This is a genomic window from Salinibacterium sp. NYA9b, assembly GCF_976973725.1.
On the sequence record NZ_OZ333476.1, the window covers coordinates 1,657,283 to 1,676,797 of the forward strand.

Annotated in this window: 16 protein-coding genes; 5 read left to right on the plus strand and 11 right to left on the minus strand. The window is 59.1% G+C overall.

All coding sequences use genetic code 11. From position 1 onward, the window contains the following. Positions 1-25: 25 nt before the first annotated feature. The 5 genes from dxs to dut form a co-directional block, all read right to left on the minus strand. On the minus strand, positions 26-1,972 hold the full coding sequence (dxs, locus tag ACWFSR_RS07935; protein ID WP_197105737.1) for a 1-deoxy-D-xylulose-5-phosphate synthase: 1,947 nt from the start codon (positions 1,970-1,972) through the stop codon (positions 26-28). A gap of 141 nt (positions 1,973-2,113) precedes the next feature. Then, positions 2,114-4,930, minus strand: coding sequence for an aconitate hydratase (locus ACWFSR_RS07940; RefSeq protein ID WP_447522139.1), 2,817 nt, complete (start codon positions 4,928-4,930; stop codon positions 2,114-2,116). Positions 4,931-5,111: 181 nt separating this feature from the next. Further along, on the minus strand, positions 5,112-5,843 hold the full coding sequence (locus ACWFSR_RS07945) for a DUF3159 domain-containing protein (protein WP_197105739.1): 732 nt from the start codon (positions 5,841-5,843) through the stop codon (positions 5,112-5,114). Continuing rightward, on the minus strand, positions 5,840-6,448 hold the full coding sequence (locus tag ACWFSR_RS07950) for a DUF3710 domain-containing protein (protein WP_197105740.1): 609 nt from the start codon (positions 6,446-6,448) through the stop codon (positions 5,840-5,842). Before ACWFSR_RS07950 ends, ACWFSR_RS07945 begins: the two co-directional genes overlap by 4 nt. After that, positions 6,445-6,909 (minus strand): dUTP diphosphatase, encoded by a 465-nt coding sequence (gene dut / locus ACWFSR_RS07955; RefSeq protein WP_197105741.1) that lies wholly within the window; start codon positions 6,907-6,909, stop codon positions 6,445-6,447. The genes ACWFSR_RS07950 and dut overlap by 4 nt, the downstream gene beginning before the upstream one ends. 69 nt (positions 6,910-6,978) lie before the next feature. On the opposite strand from dut, the gene ACWFSR_RS07960 reads away from it, so the two are divergent. After that, positions 6,979-7,434: a DUF3093 domain-containing protein gene (locus tag ACWFSR_RS07960; protein ID WP_197105742.1), complete on the plus strand. Its 456-nt coding sequence runs from the start codon at positions 6,979-6,981 to the stop codon at positions 7,432-7,434. On the opposite strand, the gene ACWFSR_RS07965 is transcribed toward ACWFSR_RS07960, so the two are convergent. Then, positions 7,409-7,702, minus strand: a complete 294-nt coding sequence (locus tag ACWFSR_RS07965) for a DUF4193 domain-containing protein (protein ID WP_100389298.1) — start codon at positions 7,700-7,702, stop codon at positions 7,409-7,411. The two genes, ACWFSR_RS07960 and ACWFSR_RS07965, sit on opposite strands and share 26 nt — an antisense overlap. Before the next feature lie 199 nt (positions 7,703-7,901). Between ACWFSR_RS07965 and sepH the strand changes: the two genes are divergently transcribed. After that, complete coding sequence (sepH, locus tag ACWFSR_RS07970; RefSeq protein WP_197124387.1) at positions 7,902-8,912, plus strand: septation protein SepH; 1,011 nt, start codon at positions 7,902-7,904, stop codon at positions 8,910-8,912. On the opposite strand, the gene ACWFSR_RS07975 is transcribed toward sepH, so the two are convergent. Beyond that, positions 8,909-10,048, minus strand: coding sequence for an alkaline phosphatase family protein (locus ACWFSR_RS07975; RefSeq protein WP_197105744.1), 1,140 nt, complete (start codon positions 10,046-10,048; stop codon positions 8,909-8,911). The two genes, sepH and ACWFSR_RS07975, sit on opposite strands and share 4 nt — an antisense overlap. A 12-nt stretch (positions 10,049-10,060) precedes the next feature. On the opposite strand from ACWFSR_RS07975, the gene ACWFSR_RS07980 reads away from it, so the two are divergent. After that, on the plus strand, positions 10,061-12,520 hold the full coding sequence (locus tag ACWFSR_RS07980; RefSeq protein WP_447522140.1) for a DNA gyrase/topoisomerase IV subunit A: 2,460 nt from the start codon (positions 10,061-10,063) through the stop codon (positions 12,518-12,520). Between the two features lie 140 nt (positions 12,521-12,660). Here ACWFSR_RS07980 and ACWFSR_RS07985 read toward each other — a convergent pair whose 3' ends face one another. Beyond that, positions 12,661-14,739, minus strand: a complete 2,079-nt coding sequence (locus tag ACWFSR_RS07985; protein WP_197105746.1) for a DNA gyrase/topoisomerase IV subunit B — start codon at positions 14,737-14,739, stop codon at positions 12,661-12,663. A 215-nt stretch (positions 14,740-14,954) separates the two neighbouring features. Here ACWFSR_RS07985 and ACWFSR_RS07990 point away from each other — a divergent pair, with 215 nt between their 5' ends. Continuing rightward, positions 14,955-15,173, plus strand: a complete 219-nt coding sequence (locus ACWFSR_RS07990) for a DUF7455 domain-containing protein (RefSeq protein ID WP_197105747.1) — start codon at positions 14,955-14,957, stop codon at positions 15,171-15,173. A 73-nt stretch (positions 15,174-15,246) separates the two neighbouring features. Further along, entirely contained in the window at positions 15,247-16,248 is a 1,002-nt protein-coding gene (locus tag ACWFSR_RS07995) for a sugar-transfer associated ATP-grasp domain-containing protein (RefSeq protein WP_447522141.1), read from the plus strand. A gap of 57 nt (positions 16,249-16,305) precedes the next feature. Here ACWFSR_RS07995 and ACWFSR_RS08000 read toward each other — a convergent pair whose 3' ends face one another. The 3 genes from ACWFSR_RS08000 to ACWFSR_RS08010 all read right to left on the minus strand — a co-directional run bounded on the left by ACWFSR_RS08000 (position 16,306) and on the right by ACWFSR_RS08010 (position 19,500). Next, positions 16,306-17,004 carry a coenzyme F420-0:L-glutamate ligase gene (locus ACWFSR_RS08000; RefSeq protein WP_447522142.1) on the minus strand — a complete coding sequence of 233 codons (699 nt, stop codon included), beginning with the start codon at positions 17,002-17,004 and terminating at the stop codon, positions 16,306-16,308. A gap of 7 nt (positions 17,005-17,011) precedes the next feature. Next, the gene (locus ACWFSR_RS08005) at positions 17,012-18,352 is read right to left on the minus strand and encodes an RNA polymerase sigma factor (protein ID WP_197124376.1); all 1,341 of its coding nucleotides are present in this window, start codon (positions 18,350-18,352) and stop codon (positions 17,012-17,014) included. Positions 18,353-18,564: 212 nt separating this feature from the next. Beyond that, positions 18,565-19,500 (minus strand): proteasome assembly chaperone family protein, encoded by a 936-nt coding sequence (locus ACWFSR_RS08010; RefSeq protein WP_197109881.1) that lies wholly within the window; start codon positions 19,498-19,500, stop codon positions 18,565-18,567. Positions 19,501-19,515 lie beyond the last annotated feature (15 nt).

Sequence of the window (19,515 nt, forward strand, 5' to 3'; positions counted from 1 at the left end):
TACTCGGGCGTTCGGCCCGAGGCGGCTAGCCGCGCTCGGCGGGCAACCGGAACTCTTCGGAGTCGCGATCCGCCAGCGGACGAGCCACGGGGATCTTGCTCCCCAACACTTGAGCGACCACATCGCGAGCAATGTGCTGAGGTGTCAGCCCGACCTGGTCGAGGATGTAATCGCGACTACCGTGGTCGAGGAAGCTGTCAGGCAATCCCAACTCGTTTACCGCAGTATCGACACCATTGGCCCGCATGTCTTGTCTGATGCGCGTGCCGATTCCTCCCACGCGCACACCATCCTCGATCGTAATCACGATGCGGTGGTCAGCAGCAAAGTCAATCACGCTCTTGGGCACCGGAACCACCCAGCGAGGGTCGATCACAGTGGCACCAATGCCCTGAGCCGCAAGGAGTTCAGCGACCTGCAACCCGGTCTTAGCCATCGAACCGACCGTAACGATGAGAACATCACGCTGATCGTCTTCGCGCAACACATCGACGCCATCATCAGTGCGCCGCACGGCGTCGTACTCGGTGCCTACAGTGCCCTTAGCGAAGCGAATGACGGTTGGCGCATCGTCGACCGCCACAGCTTCCCCCAGCTCCTCACGGAGGCGCGCAGCGTCGCGAGGTGCGGCAATGCGGATGTTGGGCACGACCTGCAAGAGCGCAAGATCCCACATTCCGTGATGACTGGCACCATCGGGACCGGTCACGCCGGCTCGGTCGAGCACGAAGGTTACTCCGGCACGATGGAGTGCGACATCCATCAAAACTTGATCAAACGCCCGGTTCATGAAGGTGGCGTAGAGCGCCACAACAGGATGCAACCCACCAAAGGCGAGTCCGGCGGCAGACGTAACCGCATGCTGCTCGGCGATGCCAACGTCATGGACCCGCTTGGGATACTTCTCTGCAAAGCGGTGAAGCCCGGTAGGGCGCAACATCGCTGCAGTGATACCGACGAGTCGTGGATTCTCATCCGCAAGCTTGACGATCTCCTCAGAAAAGACCGAGGTCCAGGATGCCGCACCGCTGGGTTCGATCGGTTCGCCTGTCACCGGGTCGATCTGGCCAACCGCATGGAACTGATCAGCGACATCCATAAGAGCAGGCTCGTAGCCACGCCCCTTCTCGGTAATCGCATGAACGATTACCGGCGCACCGTACGACTTCGCCTGCTGGAGTGCCTCGGTGAGTGCACCGATGTCGTGGCCGTGAACCGGACCCAAGTACTTGATATCGAGATTGGAGTACAGGGCTTCGTTGTTGCTGAAGCGTGAGAGGAAGCCGTGGGTGCCACCGCGGATACCGCGATACAGAGCGCGCCCAGGCCCACCAAATGCACCAAAGAATCGCTCGCTTGAGCCGTGGAGCGAGCGGTAGGAACGCCGCGTTCGCACGCTGTTGAGGAAGTGTGCCATGCCACCAATAGTTGGCGCGTAGGAACGACCGTTGTCATTGACGACAATCACGAGGTTGCGGCTGTTGTCATCACTGATGTTGTTGAGCGCTTCCCACGTCATGCCGCCGGTGAGGGCACCATCACCCACAACGGCAACCACGTGCCGATCGCCCTGCCCCGTCATTTCGAAAGCACGGGAGATTCCGTCAGCCCAGGACAAGGAACTAGACGCGTGCGAGCTTTCGACAATGTCATGCTCGGATTCGGAACGCTGCGGATACCCCGCGAGTCCGCCTTGCGACCGAAGCTTCGCGAAGTCTTTGCGACCGGTAAGAATCTTGTGAACGTAACTCTGATGTCCGGTATCAAATACCACAGCATCCCTCGGGGAATCGAACACCCGGTGAATAGCGGTGGTGAGTTCTACAACGCCCAGATTGGGGCCAAGATGCCCACCAGTCCGCGAAACGTTCTCGATCAAAAACTCACGAATCTCTTGCGCGAGTTGAGTAAGTTGCGCCGTGGAGAGACCGTCAAGATCTCGGGGACCGTTGATTCCCTCGAGTAAATTCATGCATCCAGTCTAGGCTTCTTCGTGCGCGTTTTGAACAAATGTGCATGAGGTTCTGGGACGACCCACAGCCTCAGCAGCACACACAAAAGGCGCGCGGCGAGAGCGATGCTCTCCGCCGCGCGCCTGTCGTGTATCCGCTAGTTAGACCAGCGAACGCAATACATACTGAAGGATGCCACCGTTGCGGTAGTAGTCAGCTTCACCGGGAGTATCGATGCGAAGCTTCGCGTCGAACTCAATCGTTGCCTTGCCCTCGGGCGAGTGAGCGGTCGGCTCGGCCACAACGTGCAAGGTGCTCGGGATGCGGTCATCGTTGAGCTCTTCGACGCCCGAGATGCTGATGCTCTCGGTACCGTCAAGTCCCAATGACTCCCAGCTCTGGCCTTCAGGGAACTGCAGCGGCAGAACGCCCATTCCGATGAGGTTCGAGCGGTGAATACGCTCGAAGCTCTCGCAAATTACGGCCTTGACACCGAGCAAGCTTGTTCCCTTGGCTGCCCAGTCACGCGACGAACCCGAGCCGTACTCTTTGCCACCAAGAACGACGAGCGGAGTTTCCTGAGCTGCGTAGTTCTGAGCTGCGTCATAGATGAACGACTGTTCGGCATCCGGCGTGGTGAAGTCGCGAGTGTAGCCACCCTCAACGCCATCGAGAAGCTGGTTGCGAAGACGGATGTTGGCGAACGTTCCGCGAATCATTACTTCGTGGTTTCCCCGACGCGAACCGTAGGAGTTGAAGTCCTTGCGGTCGATGCCGTGCTCCGCGAGGTAGATACCAGCGGGGCTGTCACCCTTGATCGAACCGGCGGGGCTGATGTGGTCGGTCGTGACCGAGTCACCCAGCTTGGCGAGAACGCGAGCACCCGTGATCGAGCTGACCGGAGTGATCTCCATGGTCATTCCCTCGAAATACGGGGGCTTACGCACGTAAGTCGACTCGTCATCCCACTCGAAAGTGGAACCGGTCGGCGTCGGCAGATTCTGCCAACGCTCGTCACCGTCAAAGACACCCGCATACTCGTGGGTAAACATCTCACGGTCAATCGAGGAATCGATCGTCGCCTGAACTTCGGCGGCGTCGGGCCAGATGTCCTTCAAGTAGACATCGTTGCCCTCCTGGTCCTGGCCAAGTGCATCGTTGTCGAAGTCGAAGTTCATCGTTCCGGCAAGGGCGTAAGCAATAACCAGCGGCGGGCTCGCGAGGTAGTTCATCTTCACGTCGGGGTTGATGCGACCCTCGAAGTTACGGTTACCGGAAAGAACTGCGGTGACCGCAAGATCGTTCTCATTGATCGCGGTGGAGATTTCATCTTCCAAAGGACCGGAGTTGCCGATACACGTAGTGCAGCCGTAACCGACGGTGTAGAAACCGAGGGCCTCAAGCGACTCATCAAGTCCCGACTTGGCGTAGTAGTCAGTGACAACCTTGGAGCCGGGAGCCAGCGTGGTCTTGACCCACGGCTTCGACTTCAAGCCCTTAGCTGCCGCGTTGCGAGCCAAAAGGCCAGCAGCAAGCATCACCGAAGGGTTAGATGTGTTCGTGCACGACGTGATTGCAGCGATGGCAACCGAACCGTGGTCGATCGTGAACGACTCTCCGCCGTCGACCTTCACCGAAGTCGGCTGCGAGACCGTCAACGGAGCGTGGCTCGAGTGCGAGTGCGAACGCTCGTGAGCCGAGTCCTCATCCTGCGGAGTGAGACCCACAGGATCGGATGCCGGGAACGTTCCTTCAACCGCAGCGTCGACCTTGGAGTGATCCATCGAGGCGTAGTTGTTGAGATCGATCTCGAACTGGCTCTTGGCCTTGGTGAGCTCGATGCGGTCCTGAGGGCGCTTCGGTCCAGCGATCGACGGAACGACGGTTCCGAGATCCATCTCGATGTATTCGCTGTAGCTAGGCTCGACGCTCGGGTCGTGCCAGAGCTTCTGAAGCTTTGCGTACGCTTCGACGAGTTCGACCTGCTCGTCGCTGCGACCGGTGAGGCGCAGGTAGTCAAGGGTCACGTCGTCGATGGGGAACATCGCGGCAGTAGAACCAAACTCGGGGCTCATGTTTCCGATAGTTGCACGGTTGGCGAGCGGCACTGCGCCGACTCCCTCACCGTAGAACTCAACGAACTTGCCAACGACGCCGTGCTGGCGCAACATTTGCGTGATCGTAAGAACAACGTCGGTCGCGGTGACGCCGGCGGGGATCGTGCCGTTGAGCTTGAAACCGACAACCTTGGGGATGAGCATCGAAACGGGCTGGCCAAGCATTGCTGCCTCGGCTTCGATTCCACCGACGCCCCACCCGAGCACTCCGAGGCCGTTGACCATCGTGGTGTGCGAGTCGGTGCCGACGAGGGTGTCGGGGAATGCCCGAGTCTTGCCGTCAACTTCACGCGTGTAGGTGACACGAGCAAGGTGCTCAATGTTGACCTGGTGAACGATTCCGGTTCCCGGAGGAACAACCTTGAAGTCGTCGAACGCGCTCTGGCCCCAACGAAGGAACTGGTAGCGCTCACCATTGCGCTCATACTCAAGCTCAACGTTGCGCTCAAGCGCATTGTCGGAACCGAAGAGGTCGGCAATGACCGAGTGGTCGATCACGAGCTCTGCAGGCGCGAGTGGGTTGATCTTGGTGGGGTCTCCCCCAAGTTCAGCGACCGCCTCACGCATAGTGGCGAGGTCGACGATGCACGGAACACCCGTGAAGTCCTGCATAACAACGCGTGCAGGCGTGAACTGGATCTCGGTGTCGGGGTCTGCACTGGGCACCCACGACCCGAGGGATTCAATTTGCGACTTCGTGACGTTCTTACCGTCTTCTGTACGCAACAGGTTCTCCAGCAGAACCTTGAGGCTAAACGGTAGCTTTTCGTATCCCGCTACCTTGTCGATGCGGAACACTTCATAGTCGGATGACCCGACTGTGAGGGTGTCTTTCGACCCAAAACTATTGACTGTCGACACTGTCATCTCCCTTGCTACGGTTCTTCAATCCTTGCGCGGAGCGTGCGCTGCATCCAGCAAGGCAAGCCTAAGGCTGAATCGCAACAAGCGCGCTGCGATCGCGGCCAAAAGTATCTTGACGTCGAGATAAATATACACCATCGTCATCCGCTCGCCTCGACGCCACGGCGATGGTGAGGAACTACTCGGACGCTGTGCGCCCGTATGCCGTGCGCATGAGAAGCCATGTAACCCACAGCACTGCGGCGTACAGCGGAACGCCGAGGAGAAGCTTCATGGTCGCCAAGGCCTGGGTTGCTTCGGCGAAATAAAGGGGAAGTTCGATACCCAATCGCACTGAGAATAGGCCTGCCCAGAGCACGGTTGCGATGAGTGCAACGCGAAACTTTGCCTTGTCCTCTCGCCAATCAGCTGCGGTTGGCACCAGCAACGCCGCGATAAGGCCAACGAGGGGTCGTCGCGCAATCACGCTCACCACGATCGCGACCAGGAAAACGGCGTTGATGACGAAACCGAGGAGAAAGTTGTCTTCAGCACGGCCGGTAAAAAGCGCAAGGCCTGCAGAGAGCGCAACGCCGACAACACCAACCATCGCTGACGAGACCGGAGTTCTCGTCGCTAGACGGACGGCGACGAAACCCAACGCCACGATGACGGGAGCCACGACGGAAGCGACCAACTCTTGAGTGATCGTGAAGATCACCAAGAAAGCGAGCCCCGGCAAAATGGACTCCACCAAGCCGCGCACTCCTCCCATTGCTGCCAGCAGAGCGCCAGAGGTCGGTGCTTCCCCTGGTGCAACGTGGCCAACGGCAGAACGACGGGCCGCCGCGGCTAACGCTTCACGAACCGTCGGATCCGCGGAAACCTGATCATCGCCAGGGGCGTTCGACGGTTCGTCGACCGAACTCACGCCTGAGTTTCTTTCTCACCCGTTGCTGGCATGTGGAGCGGGATAAGGTCACGAGGAGGCATCGGCGTAGTGCCACGGATGACCACAATCGAGCGGAACAAATCTTCGATCTTGGTTGCTGCTTCCGGACTAGTAAGCGCCTCACCGGCGATTACTCCCCGCAGGAACCAGCGCGGGCCATCCACGCCGACGAAACGCGCGATTCGCTTCTCGCCCGGTTTGCCGGCGACAGGGATCTCAGCGAATACCTCAGGACCGAAAGGACCATCAGAGACCTTCGTTGTCCCACCCTGCGTGTGGACCTGATCGATGATCTGCTCACGAATCTCGTGCCAGAGTCCGCTTGACCGGGGCGCAGCAAAAGGTTGAATTTGGAGGGTCGAACCGGCGTAGTCGAGCCCAACGGCGACAACGCGCTTGCTTGCTTCCTCGACTTCGAGGCGCAAATGAAGCTCTTGACGTGGAAGAATCTTCACGCCACCGAGATCGACATACGGGCGAACCGCATTCGCTTCGCTTTCGTCGAGAGGACCATCAGTCGCACGATTCTCCGGCGCGGACTTCGGGTGATCCTGCGGCTGATCGGTTTCAGTGGTGTCGCTCACGAAGTGGCTCCTTGTTGTGTTGACTCTGCGCGGTATCCAGTCGAACCAAAGCCCGACTCACCGCGATGACTTCCGGGAAGAGTAGAAACGGGAATGAATCTGGCCCGAGAAACGGGCATAACGATCAATTGCGCGATTCTATCGCCCGGTTCAATCTCGAATGTGGCTGAACTATCAGTATTGAGCAACGTAACGCGGATTTCACCCCGGTAGCCGGCATCCACAGTTCCTGGACTATTGACCACCGTGATGCCGTGGCGGGCAGCAAGACCGCTGCGAGGCACCACGAACGCCACATAGCCGTCGGGCAGGGCGATCGAGACGCCCGTCGCGACAGTCTCACGCTGACCGGGGGCGAGAGTGTAGTTACCCGCCGAATACAGGTCAGCACCGGCATCCCCCGGGTGCGCGTACGCAGGTGTTTGGCCTGCTGAAATAAGCACCTCTACGTTGTCAATCACGAGTCGAGGCTAGTGCAAATAAGGCGTCGGCCCGAAACGCCCGACGCAAAATCAGTGTGTAATGGATGAGTGACTTACTACCGTGAACGCTTGTGGCCCACAGCGTGGCTCTACATCAGCACCGCACTCATCATTCCCGCGAGCATTTTGGTGTTCCTGCCGATCAATATCTTTGTGGGATACATCACCGCAGCAGTGCTCTACATCGGGATCGTGCTGTTCCTGCTGTGGTCTGCACCAAAGATCACTGTCGACGACAAAGAACTTCGTGCGGGAAGTGCTCGACTGCCGATAGCCATCATCGGCGAAGTCACGAGTTACACCGGTGATGAAGCGACGCTCGAACGCGGGCAGCGACTGGATGCGCGTGCCTGGCTGATGATTCGAGGGTGGGTCTCGCCCGTGGTCAAACTTGAGCTACTCGATGAGAGCGACCCGACACCGTATTGGTTGTTGTCGAGTCGCACTCCCGAATTGTTAGCTGGAGCAATCGCGCAGTCTAGGCTGCGCACTCCAGGCAAATAGCGCCCAGCTTGGTTGTGTGGTCGACCTGCGAGCGGTGCTTCACGAGGAAGCAGCTCACGCAAGTGAATTCGTCCGCCTGAGGAGGCAGAACGACCACATCGAGGTCCAGGTCAGAAAGGTCTGCGCCGGCAAGCTCAAAGTTCGCCGGGTTGTCTGAATCGTCGACGTCAACCGAGCCCGACATTTTGTCAGGAACACGCTCTTTAAGAGCCTCGATCGACTCGGAGTCGTCGTCGGTCTTACGAGGTGCGTCGTAGTCGGTGGCCATGCCCATCCACTTCTTTTTTACGTTGAATCACCGGAATCGGCGGGCACAGTCTCCATGAAAGCGAGACGAATTGCAAACCGTCGATTCTGCATCACTGTGCAGCGCCTGTGATAACTGTTCATGGAGGCGTGTTATTCCCATATAAACCACTCAAGGCGTGCGACCCTAAAGGGAATCGTGAGGGCTGGAGAAGTTCACTATGGAAGACCTTCGGGTAATCGAAGTACAAGACGGTGCGCTGATCGTGTCGAGCAATGACGGAACGCGCTTCCGTCTCGCCGTTGACAACGTGTTGCAGTCACGTCTGCGACAGAGCCGAGCCCAGACAGGCAGCGGCCCCAAGCTTGCTCCCCGTGAGATTCAGGCGCATATCCGGGCAGGAATGTCCGCCCAGGACGTTGCGAGCCTTACGGGAGCCGACATCGATTACATCGAGCGCTTCGAGGGGCCTGTCGTCGCTGAGCGCGAATTCGTCGTCAAATCTGCGCTCGGGGTGCCGGTACATGTCGCGGGCGAAACGGACTCCCTGACGTCGTCACGCACCTTCGGATCCGCTATTCGCGAACGACTTGTGGATGTCAACGCCGCCGACGAGCGTTGGGCTAGCTGGAAAGATCCTGAGAATGGCTGGACGGTCAAACTTTCGTTCAGCTCGAACAGCATCGATCACGATGCGCGCTGGCAGTACGACCCGAAGCGTCAGTCTCTTGTGCCGCTCAATAACGAAGCTAAGACTCTCTCGCAGCAGGGCGAATCCACCGGTGCGCTAATCCCTCGACTTCGCGCCGTTGCGCCCGCTGAGGGGAATACGGATGCCGCACGCTTCGACAGCGGAGCATTCGACGTTGATGAACTCCACGACGAGCCCGCCCCCATCAAGCCGGCGGAACTTCCTGTAATGCGCGATCGCAGCGCTGAAGCGGGTGTCGGCAACCAGACTGCAGACTTGCTCGATGCTCTTCGCCGTCGCCGCGGCGAACGGGAGCCAGCCAACTTTGAATCCGACGATGACGAGTCGAGCCCCCCATCCGGTTCCGAGCCATCGATGCGCCTGCTTGATCCGCCCGCCGCAGAGCAACGCCGCGATGCGCCAGCGCCGCCGCAGGCAACCGCACCACAGCCGACAGCGAAATCACGACGCCGCAGGGTTGCCATGCCGAGCTGGGACGACATCGTCTTCGGTACGAAGCCAGACGAAGACCCCGCTTAGCGAGCGAAGGCGCCGAATCTCAGTAGCGGAACACGAAGCTCTTCGTCTGACCAAGATCCGTGCTGTCCGACCATTTTTCGACCAGCGTTGTTAGTTACGCGGGAGTCGTAGTACGCGATCCCCTTGCGTGCGGCGACAATAATGTCGCCGATACGTGGCGTGACTTCGGGGTGTACTTCACCGAACCACCCCGCAGCGATCGCAGCGTCGCGGCTCGTGACCCACGAACGTTGCCCCTCAGCCTGCTGCCACCGATCAAGCACCGCCGCTCGCTCTGTTGCAGCGAGCTCGGGCGCGAGGTGCAGCTGAAGGCAGCGCGGCTCCCCCGCAACGTAGGCGACGCCGTCGAGCAGTTCAGGGGCTGTGTCGAATAACACGTGTGACTCATGAGGCACATCGATCATTCCGTGATCGGCGGTGACCAGAAGCCCTTGGTCGAAAGTGAGTTCGCGCACGGCACTCGCCAACGCAGAGTCAAGAGACTCGAGCGCATGCGTCCACTGGGGCGATTGCCAGCCATTGGCATGACCTGCCATATCGAGTTCTGGCGCATAGACATAGGTGAGTGACGGCTCGGCGCTGGCGTGCCCCACCGCTACGGCTACACGCAGCCGCTCGGCGAGGGAACCCGCTGCGACATACCGTGCACCGCGCAAGACCGCGTGAGTGAAGCCCGAAGCTCGGTAGCGAGCGGCTCCGACCGCCACCGCAGTGAAACCGCGCTCCGTAGCGCGCTCGAACAAAGTCGGCACCCGCTGCCACGTCGCCGGGTCGATGCGGGAATCCCATCCCGAGAGTTGATTGATAACACGATCGTTGCCTGCATCGAGAACGCTGTATCCCACCAGTCCATGCTGTCCTGCTCGCTGGCCTGTCGTCAGGCTCGCTATTGCCGCCGCGGTGGTGGTGGGGAATCCCGACTGGATAACGGCACTCTTTGAGAACGCACTGGCCAGAGTTCTCGCGTGCCCCACACGGGCCTTGAGGTTATGCGCGCCGAGGCCGTCGACGAGCAACACGACGGCGTGGCGCACGGGAGGCAGGCTCAGCCGATTCTCCTCGCCCGCAATTGCCTGGAATGAACTTGACAACACATCGGTAAGGTTCGCTGAGTCTGGGTTGAGCGCCGGTAACATTAGGGCAATCCTATGGCTACTCCCACTAAACCCACCCCAGACTCCCCTGCCGGCGAACGCATTGAAGACATCGATGTCACAACCGAGATGCAGGGCTCGTTCTTGGAGTACGCGTACTCCGTAATCTATTCGCGCGCACTCCCCGATGCGCGCGACGGCCTGAAACCCGTCCAGCGTCGCATTCTTTACCAAATGAGCGAGATGGGACTGCGCCCAGAAAAGGGCCACGTCAAGTCGTCGCGCGTTGTCGGTGACGTCATGGGAAAGCTTCACCCCCACGGTGATGCCTCCATTTATGACGCCATGGTGCGTCTGACGCAGAGTTTCATCCTGCGAGTGCCCCTCATCGATGGCCACGGCAACTTTGGATCGCTAGATGACGGCCCCGCTGCACCGCGGTACACCGAAGCACGCCTGCAAGCGTCCGCGATCGCCATGACGGATGATCTCGATGAAGACGTTGTCGACTTCGTGCCCAACTACGACAACTCGACTACGCAGCCCGAAGTGTTGCCCGCAGCCTTCCCCAACCTTTTGGTCAATGGCGCCAGCGGTATCGCCGTTGGTATGGCCACCAATATGGCACCGCACAATCTCATTGAGGTCGTGGGGGCGGCGCGGCATTTGCTCGCGCATCCCGACGCGACGCTCGAAGAGCTTATGCAGTTTGTGCCCGGCCCCGACCTCCCCACCGGAGGAAGGATCATTGGCCTCAGCGGCGTCAAAGACGCCTATGCGAACGGTCGTGGTGCCTTCAAGACTCGTGCCACCGTAACCGTGGAGTCAATCACTGCCCGCAAGATGGGACTCGTCGTTACCGAGCTGCCGTACTTGGTTGGCCCCGAACGCGTCATTGAAAAGATCAAGGATGGCGTCAACAACAAGAAAATTGTCGGCATCTCTGATGTCACAGATCTCACCGACCGTAACCACGGGCTGCGCCTCGTCATTGGTATCAAGACCGGTTTCAGTCCGGATGCCGTACTCGAGCAGCTTTACCGCCTGACGCCGCTCGAAGACAACTTCAGCATCAATGCGGTCACTCTCGTCGATGGGCGCCCGCAGACGCTCGGGCTGAAAGCTCTGCTCGAAGTCTTTTTGAAGCACCGCCTTCAGGTGGTCACTCGTCGAAGCAAGTATCGCCTTGCTCGTCACCTCGAACGCCTGCACTTGGTCGAAGGTTTGCTGATCGCGATCGTCGACATCGACGAAGTGATCCAGGTCATTCGTCAGAGCGACGACAGCGATCAAGCTCGCACACGCCTGCGCGAGGTCTTTGATCTGAGCGAGTTGCAAGCCGAGTACATTCTTGAGCTGCGCCTGCGTCGACTCACCAAATTCAGCCGCATCGAGCTGGAAGCCGAGGCAGAGAAACTTCGGGCCGAGATCGCTCGACTTCAGGCCTTGCTCGCCGATGAGACTCTCATCCGAGCACTCGTCGGAAACGAACTCGACGCCGTGGCGGAGAAATTTGGAACACCGCGACGCACGCTGCTGACAGAAGCTCCTGCCTCCATCGCCACAACATCACGTGCAGCTGCGCGCAAGAACCAGCCTGTGCTTGAGATCGCCGACGAGCCGTGCGTGGTGCTGCTCTCGACAACGGGACGAATCATTCGAGTCGGAATCAGCGAGGGCGACACCGTTTTGGCCGGGTCGCGTCGCTCGAAGCACGACGCAATCCGTTCGCGCGTGACAACGACAAGCCGCACTGAGATCGGTGCGATCACGAACCGCGGCCGACTCATCCGCTTCACTGCAATAGACCTACCCAACGTGCCAACGAGTTCTGTTCAGCTCGGTGCCGGCGCCAAGATTAGTGAGTACTTGACGCTCGACAAGAAAGAACGTGTGTTGGCGATTGTGTCGCTCGAGAGTGATCAGCCCGTTGCTCTCGCTACTCGCCAAGGCACCGTCAAACGCGTCACACCGGGCATCTGGCCGTCAAAACCGGACTTCGAGATCATCTCGCTCAAGCCGGGAGACGAACTCGTGGGTGCGGCTCACAGCGCCGACGACGCAGAGCTAACGTTTGTCACCTCCGACACTCAACTGCTGCACTTTGCGGCGTCCGCTGTTCGCCCTCAGGGGCTGAGCGCCGGCGGCATGGCAGGTGTGCGGGTCAGTTCTGGTGCCGAAGTAATCTTCTTCGACGCACTGGATGCTGACTCCGAAAACGTTGCCGTCACGATCTCAGGCTCAAGCGTCACTATCCCGGGCACAGATCCGGGCCGGGTGAAGCTCAGTGAGTTTTCCCAGTTCCCGGCGAAAGGCCGCGGCACCGGCGGAGTGCGAGCGCATTCCCTGCTCAAGGGCGAAGATGTGCTCACCCTGGCATGGGTCGGAGCAGTTCCGGCAACGGCGGTCGGCCCCGATGGTGCCGTGCGCCAGCTGCCGACCGAACGTACCAAGCGAGACGGCTCGGGCATTCCACTCGACAGTGTTATCGGATCCATCGGCACTACGCCGTAGGACCGCTGGCTCTTAGGAGCAACGGACACAGCCGCACAGCCGAGAGGGCTGCCACCTGATTGATTCAGAGGGCAGCCCTCTCGCTGCTTCATTCACCATCGGTGCCGGGCCGTCGACGACGCCCCGCATCCGCTTGGCAACTAAATGTCGATGCGGTCCCGGTCGAGACCCTGCCCCTGAATGATGAACTCCTTGCGCGGAGCAACTTCGTTGCCCATCAGAAGCTCGAAAACACTTCCCGCGCTCTCGGCATCCGAAATATTCACACGACGGAGTACGCGGTTGTTGCGATCCATTGTGGTGGTTGCCAGCTGGTCGGCATCCATCTCGCCGAGGCCCTTGTAGCGCTGAATCGGATCCTGATAGCGCTTGCCCGATTTCTTGAGCCCGGCGAGCACGCCGTTGAGTTCCTTTTCGGAATACGTGTAAATAGTCTCGTTGGGCTTAGAGCCCGGATTGATTACGACGACGCGGTGCAGTGGCGGCACTGCGGCGTACACCCGCCCGTCGCGAATCATGTCGGGCATGTAGCGGAAGAAGAGCGTAAGCAGCAGCGTGCGGATATGAGCGCCGTCGACGTCTGCATCGGCCATGATGATGACCTTGCCATAGCGCGCTGTCGACAAATCGAAGCTACGCCCCGAACCAGCTCCAATGACTTGGATGATCGACGCACACTCCGCATTCGACAACATGTCGCTGATGGATGCTTTTTGGACGTTGAGAATCTTGCCTCGAATGGGCAAAAGGGCCTGGTATTCGCTATCGCGGCCGAGCTTCGCTGTGCCGAGCGCCGAGTCACCCTCAACGATAAACAATTCGCTGTTTGCGACATCGTTGGAGCGGCAGTCAACAAGTTTGGCGGGAAGACTCGAGCTTTCAAGCGCGTTCTTGCGACGCTGAGTTTCCTTGTGAGCGCGCGCAGAAATGCGCGACTTCATTTCGGCGACGACCTTGTCGAGCACTAGCGCTGCCTGTGACTTGTCATCGCGCTTGGTTGACGTAAAGCGCTCGGAGAGCGCGGCCGCCACCACCTTGGCGACAATCGCCCGTACCGCAGGTGTACCTAGGATCTCTTTGGTCTGCCCCTCGAACTGCGGCTCAGGAAGACGAACGGTCAACACGACCGTGAGGCCCGCGAGCACATCATCCTTATCGAGCTTGTCGTTACCGAGCTTCAGGCGACGAGCGTTCTTCTCCGTTTCGGCACGCAAGAACTTGAGCAGGCTTTGCTCGAACCCTGCGAGGTGCGTTCCGCCCTTGGGCGTCGCAATAATGTTGACGAAGCTTTTGATCACGGTGTCGTATCCGGTGCCCCAGCGCAGTGCAACATCCACGACGCAGTCGCGGGAAACCTCGGTGGAAACCATGTGGCCATTGTCTTGCAGCACCGGAACACTCTCAGTGAACCCGCCGGATCCTGTGAGGCGCCAAATGTCGGTGATGGGTGGATCAACGGCCAGATGCTCAACGAACTCAGAGATGCCGCCCTCGAACGAGAACGATTCGCGGATGGGTTCTTCACCACGCTCATCTGACACATTCAGGGTGAGGTTAGGAACCAGAAACGCGGTCTGGCGTAGGCGGTCGATCAGCCCCTCAGACTGGAAACTCGCGCCCTTCGTGAAGATTTGGCGATCAGCCCAGTAGCGCACTCTTGTGCCAGTACGCCCCTTGGGAACCTTGCCAATAACGCGCAGTTCGCTGCCCGACACGTAGGGGCTGAACGGAGCATCCGGAGTCGGTTCACCTGTATCGGCGAAAGTGCCTGGCTCGCCGCGATGGAACGACATCGCGTAGGTCTTGCCATTGCGGTCGACTTCGACGTCGAGTCGCTCCGAAAGGGCATTCACAACCGAAGCGCCCACTCCGTGGAGCCCGCCAGATGCGGCATAGGAGCCCGAACCGAACTTTCCGCCCGCGTGCAGCTTGGTGAAAACCACTTCGACGCCGGTGAGACCTGTCTTGGGCTCAACATCGACCGGGATGCCACGGGCCTTGTCGCGAACCTCAACGCTTTCGTCGGCGTGCAGGATGACGTTGATCTCTGAACCGTGCCCATCGAGCGCCTCGTCCACCGAGTTGTCGATGATCTCCCACAGGCAATGCATGAGCCCGCGGGAGTCGGTGGAGCCGATGTACATACCCGGACGTTTACGAACGGCTTCAAGCCCTTCGAGTACGGACAGGTGACGGGCTGAGTAGTCAGAGCTCGCCATAGTGATCTCCTAGGGTTTGACGACGGAAGGCCATCTTCTAGAGTACGTTCTCCGCCCGACATTGCTGCTCACCGACACCCGCTGCCCCGTGCACACCGCCAGCCGTCAACCGCGCTACGCGCTGAGCGAAATGCCCGCAATGTAGGAAGAATCTTCAGGCACCCATGCTTGTATAGGCGTACGGAATAACAACCGCAAGCAAGAAGGAGTAGGCCATGTCGAACATTGCAACCGAAGACACCCCAGTCGATGAGATGGACTACACCCTCACGGCGGCTGACCGCTGTGACAGTTGTGGCGCGCAGGCATATATCCGCGCCACGCTCGCCAGTGGCGATCTTCTCTTTTGCGCCCACCACGGCGCCAAATTCAAAGACAAGCTGTTCCCGACAGCGATTAAGTGGCACGACGAGTCCAGCCGTCTGAATGCATAACGTAGCGTTGAGCATCATCAGATAGTTTGCTCGCCGCCGACACGTGTGTCGGTATGACCTTCGTAGGAGAACTGTGAAGCGCATCCGGCACTACGTGTCGCGACTTATCTCGCTCGACGTATCAAACATGCTCGCCGTCGCGCGAGCAATCAGTAAACGCAGCGGTACGCCCGTGATTGCGATTCTGCTCGACATGGTGTGGTGTTCCCTTGTCTACCAAGCGGGCTACCTCGACTACGAAGAGTTCGAATTCAACGTTCTCAGTCGTGCTGAACGCCGCACGTGGATTACGAGCGGCAACGCCAACTCCATCGTTGTGAAGTACAACCAGCGCGAGTACCGCGAACGTTTCTATGACAAGCCGACCTTCAACACCACTTTCAACAAGTGGCTTGGTCGAGCCTGGCTCGACTTGAGAACGGCTTCCGAAGCTGACTTCGTCGAGTTCGTCGCGCACCATGACCCCATCATGGTGAAGGTTGTCGACAGCATGAGCGGTGCCGGCATCGAAAAGCACGGCGGCGACGATCTCGCTGACGCGCATGCTCTGTACCGAGAGCTCATGGACAAGCGCCAGTTCCTGGTCGAAGCGTTTCTCAAGCAGCACCCCGGGATGTCTGCACTCTGCCCCACCAGCGTGAACTCGTTGCGGATGATCACCTTCTTCGATGGCACCGATGTGCACGTAATGGAAGCCGTGCTGAGAATGGGCAATGGCGCCGACGTTGACAACTATGGTCGCGGTGGCATGTACACCGTGCTCGACGAAAAGACCGGAATTGCCAACTACGGCGCCTTCGACAAGTACGCCAACACCTTCACCGTGCATCCCCAGACCGGCACCCCGATCGTAGGGTTTGAGGTTCCGCTGTACGACGAAGTGCTCGCCATGCTCGACACGGTCAGCCGCATCATCCCAGAAATCCCCTATGTCGGGTGGGACGTCGCGATCACGCCAAACGGACCGGCAATCATCGAGGGCAACTACAACACTGGTGTCTTTCAGATGAAGCCGAGTCTCACTGGAATCAAGACAGGCCTGTTGCCCAAGTTCCGCGAAGTCATCGACTTCTAGGGCATTACTCCCCCCGGCCAGTTCACCTTGCGGTGGCTGGCTGGTGCCGAAGTGTTGCTAAGACCGACGGATGACGCCAAGCGGCGTACTTTGGTGATCTTGCCCCAGAGGGTTGTCTTTCAATACCTTGAGCGCGAGCGCGTTGTTGGCCTTGGTTGTCGTTGACCCGAGGATGTTGCCACCGAAGTCATTGATGTCTACGACGAGAACCTCAATGTTGCGGCCGAGAGCGACCTTGATGTCTTGCGCGACACCATCTGGACGCGCGGGGCCGAGCACCACGTGCGAGTTGTAAGGCGGAATGGTGTTCTTCGTCGGACCATCGATCGCACGAGCCTTGGGCCCGGCAATGCGATAGAAGTCGCCACGACGACCCACAAGCTTGGTCACCGCTGCGACAGCAGCCGCGAACAGGATGCGCGGCGTTCCGCACTCCCTCAACGCCATCTCCATCGTCTCGGGCATGCCGAGACCGATACCGTGCGACGTTTTCGTAACGTACTTCGAGAGGAAGGTCGCAAGCTTGCGTGGCTCGACCTCAGAGATCGGGTAGGCCCGCCCCTGAGTGATGCCCACGATTTTCTCGGTCACGAAAAGCAGGTCGCCATCCTGCACGACAGACGAAGCGTACTCCGACACGACCTGGACGATATCGTCTTCACGAACCACCAATCGAGTCTTGATGGGAAGCCGTTCATAGACTGCTCCATCAACCTCAACAGTGAGACTCTTTCCAGCGTTCGCTTCAGCACCCATTATTGGCCTATTCGAGGTAGTCGCGCAGTGACTGCGAGCGTGACGGGTGGCGCAATTTCGCCATCGTCTTGGACTCGATCTGACGGATGCGTTCGCGAGTTACGCCGAACGTGTCACCGATCTGGTCGAGCGTCTTGGGCATTCCGTCGCCCAGGCCGAAACGCATGCGGATAACTCCGGCTTCGCGCTCCGAAAGGGAATCGAGAAGGCTTTCAAGCTGCTTCTGCAGCATTGTGAAGCCCACAGCATCCGCCGGAACAACTGCTTCAGTGTCTTCGATAAGGTCACCGAACTCACTGTCACCGTCTTCACCAAGCGGTGTGTGAAGCGAGATGGGCTCGCGGCCGTACTTCTGAACCTCGACGACCTTTTCTGGCGTCATGTCGAGCTCACGCGACAGCTCTTCGGGGGTAGGTTCGCGACCAAGGTCCTGAAGCATCTGGCGCTGAACGCGAGCAAGCTTGTTGATGACCTCGACCATGTGCACAGGAATACGAATGGTGCGAGCCTGGTCTGCCATCGCGCGTGTAATGGCCTGACGGATCCACCACGTTGCATAGGTCGAGAACTTGAAGCCCTTGGTGTAATCGAACTTCTCGACTGCACGAATCAGACCCAAGTTGCCCTCTTGAATGAGGTCGAGGAACTGCATGCCGCGACCGGTGTAACGCTTAGCGAGCGATACGACGAGGCGGAGGTTGGCACCGAGCAAGTGGCTCTTGGCCCGCTGACCATCTTTAGCTACCCACTGAAGTTCTCGACCGAGAGTCGAACGCACTTCACCGGGGGCCATTTGTGAAAGCTTGTCTTCAGCGAAGAGGCCGGCCTCAATGCGCATCGCGAGCTCAACTTCTTGAGCGGCGTTGAGCAGAGCAACCTTACCGATTTGCTTCAGGTAATCCTTGACAGGGTCGGCGGTAGCGCCAGTAATGGCTGCCGAGTAGACAGGAACTTCGTCTTCGTCATCGACGAGCGAAAGAACGAGCGCACCTGTGGGCAACGCCTCGTCTTTACTCGTTGACTTTTCTTCTTGCTCGTCTTCGGCCTTCGCCTCTTCGCCGTCTGCCTCAACGATTTCAGCAGCTGCAGCTGCAGCTGCCTTTTTGCTCCTCGTCGCCGGCTTTTTGGCGGCAGGCTTCTTGGCGGTTGACGCAGCAGCAGTCGACTTCGTCGTCGCAGCTTTCTTCGTCGTTGCCTTAGTAGTCGTGCTCTCGGCGCCTTCTGCGTCGGGGGCTACTTCTTCGACTGCAGCGGCAGCTTTACTACGCGTGCCAGCCTTTGTGGCTGCTTTAGCAGGAGCCTTCTTTGCTGCGGGTGCGGACTCTGCAGCCTTCGTTCGGGTCGCCATCTGAACACCTTTCTGAGGTTTTCGGGCAGTACTAAGACCCATGTCAAGCCTCCGCCCATCTCACCGCATGGCGAAACAGATCGAGAAACAAGACCGGGTCTTACTCCTATTATGCCACGCTTTTCTCATGCTTCGCACCATGCGGGTGCCGGAGCAAAGCGGACACCCTTAGCCCCCGCGAAGAGAATCGCGGATGCCGCACACCGCGGGTACTACAAAGGGAGACCAGAGGTGCCGTCAGTGTCACCAGCGCGTTTGATGGCAAGGAACTTCTGCAACTCGGCGGCGATTTCGTCTGCTGAAGGCAGCTCTCCAGCTTCATCCGTCAACGGCGACCGCATGGGGTTCTCTTCCATGTAGTTGTCGTGTCGCTCTTCCAACGTTCCTACTAGGCGAGCAAGTTCTTGGTTGCTCTCAACCTGACCATCAATCTTTGCGACGAATGCGCGCCCTTCTTCACGAAGGCGATCCGTGGGGAAGATCAATCCGGTTGCAGCACTCACACTCTCGAGCGCCGTTACGGCAGCGGTCGGCCATTCGGTGTCGGCGAGGTAGTGCGGAATGAGAAGCACGAAGCCGGCGACGGGATGCCCGATCTCCTGCAAGCGGTACTCAATCACATGCATTGCGTTAGCAGGCACCTGAGTGTGGGGCTTCCACACTGAAAGCGAGTCGATCAGCTCCGAGCGATTGCCGCTGACGGTCACCCCAATGCTGCGCGTGTGCGGCACCGGCATCGGGATGGAACTCAGCCACGTGGTCGACTTAACGTCGAGCTTCGAAATGAGCCTCAACACTGCTGCCGAGAATCGCTCCCACTGGAAGTCAGGTTCGTAACCCGTGAGAAGCAGGAAGGGCTGCCCCAGCTCATCCTTCGCCAAGTAAAGCTCGAGCTTGGCTGGACGGTAGTCACTCAAATGGTCCTGATCAAAATAGATCGTGGGACGACGCGCTCGGTAGTCCAGGAGAGCATCATTGTCGAACGATGCGACAACGGTGCGTTCAAGGGTGTCGAGCAGATATTGGCTCACTTGACTGACGGCACCACCGGCATCCGCAAAGCCCGTGAGTCCCGCTACAAGAGGAAGACCGCGCGGCACTCCAGCAACATCGGTGGCGATGTCATATAAACCGGCTGGATCTCGCATGCCTCCACTCTAATC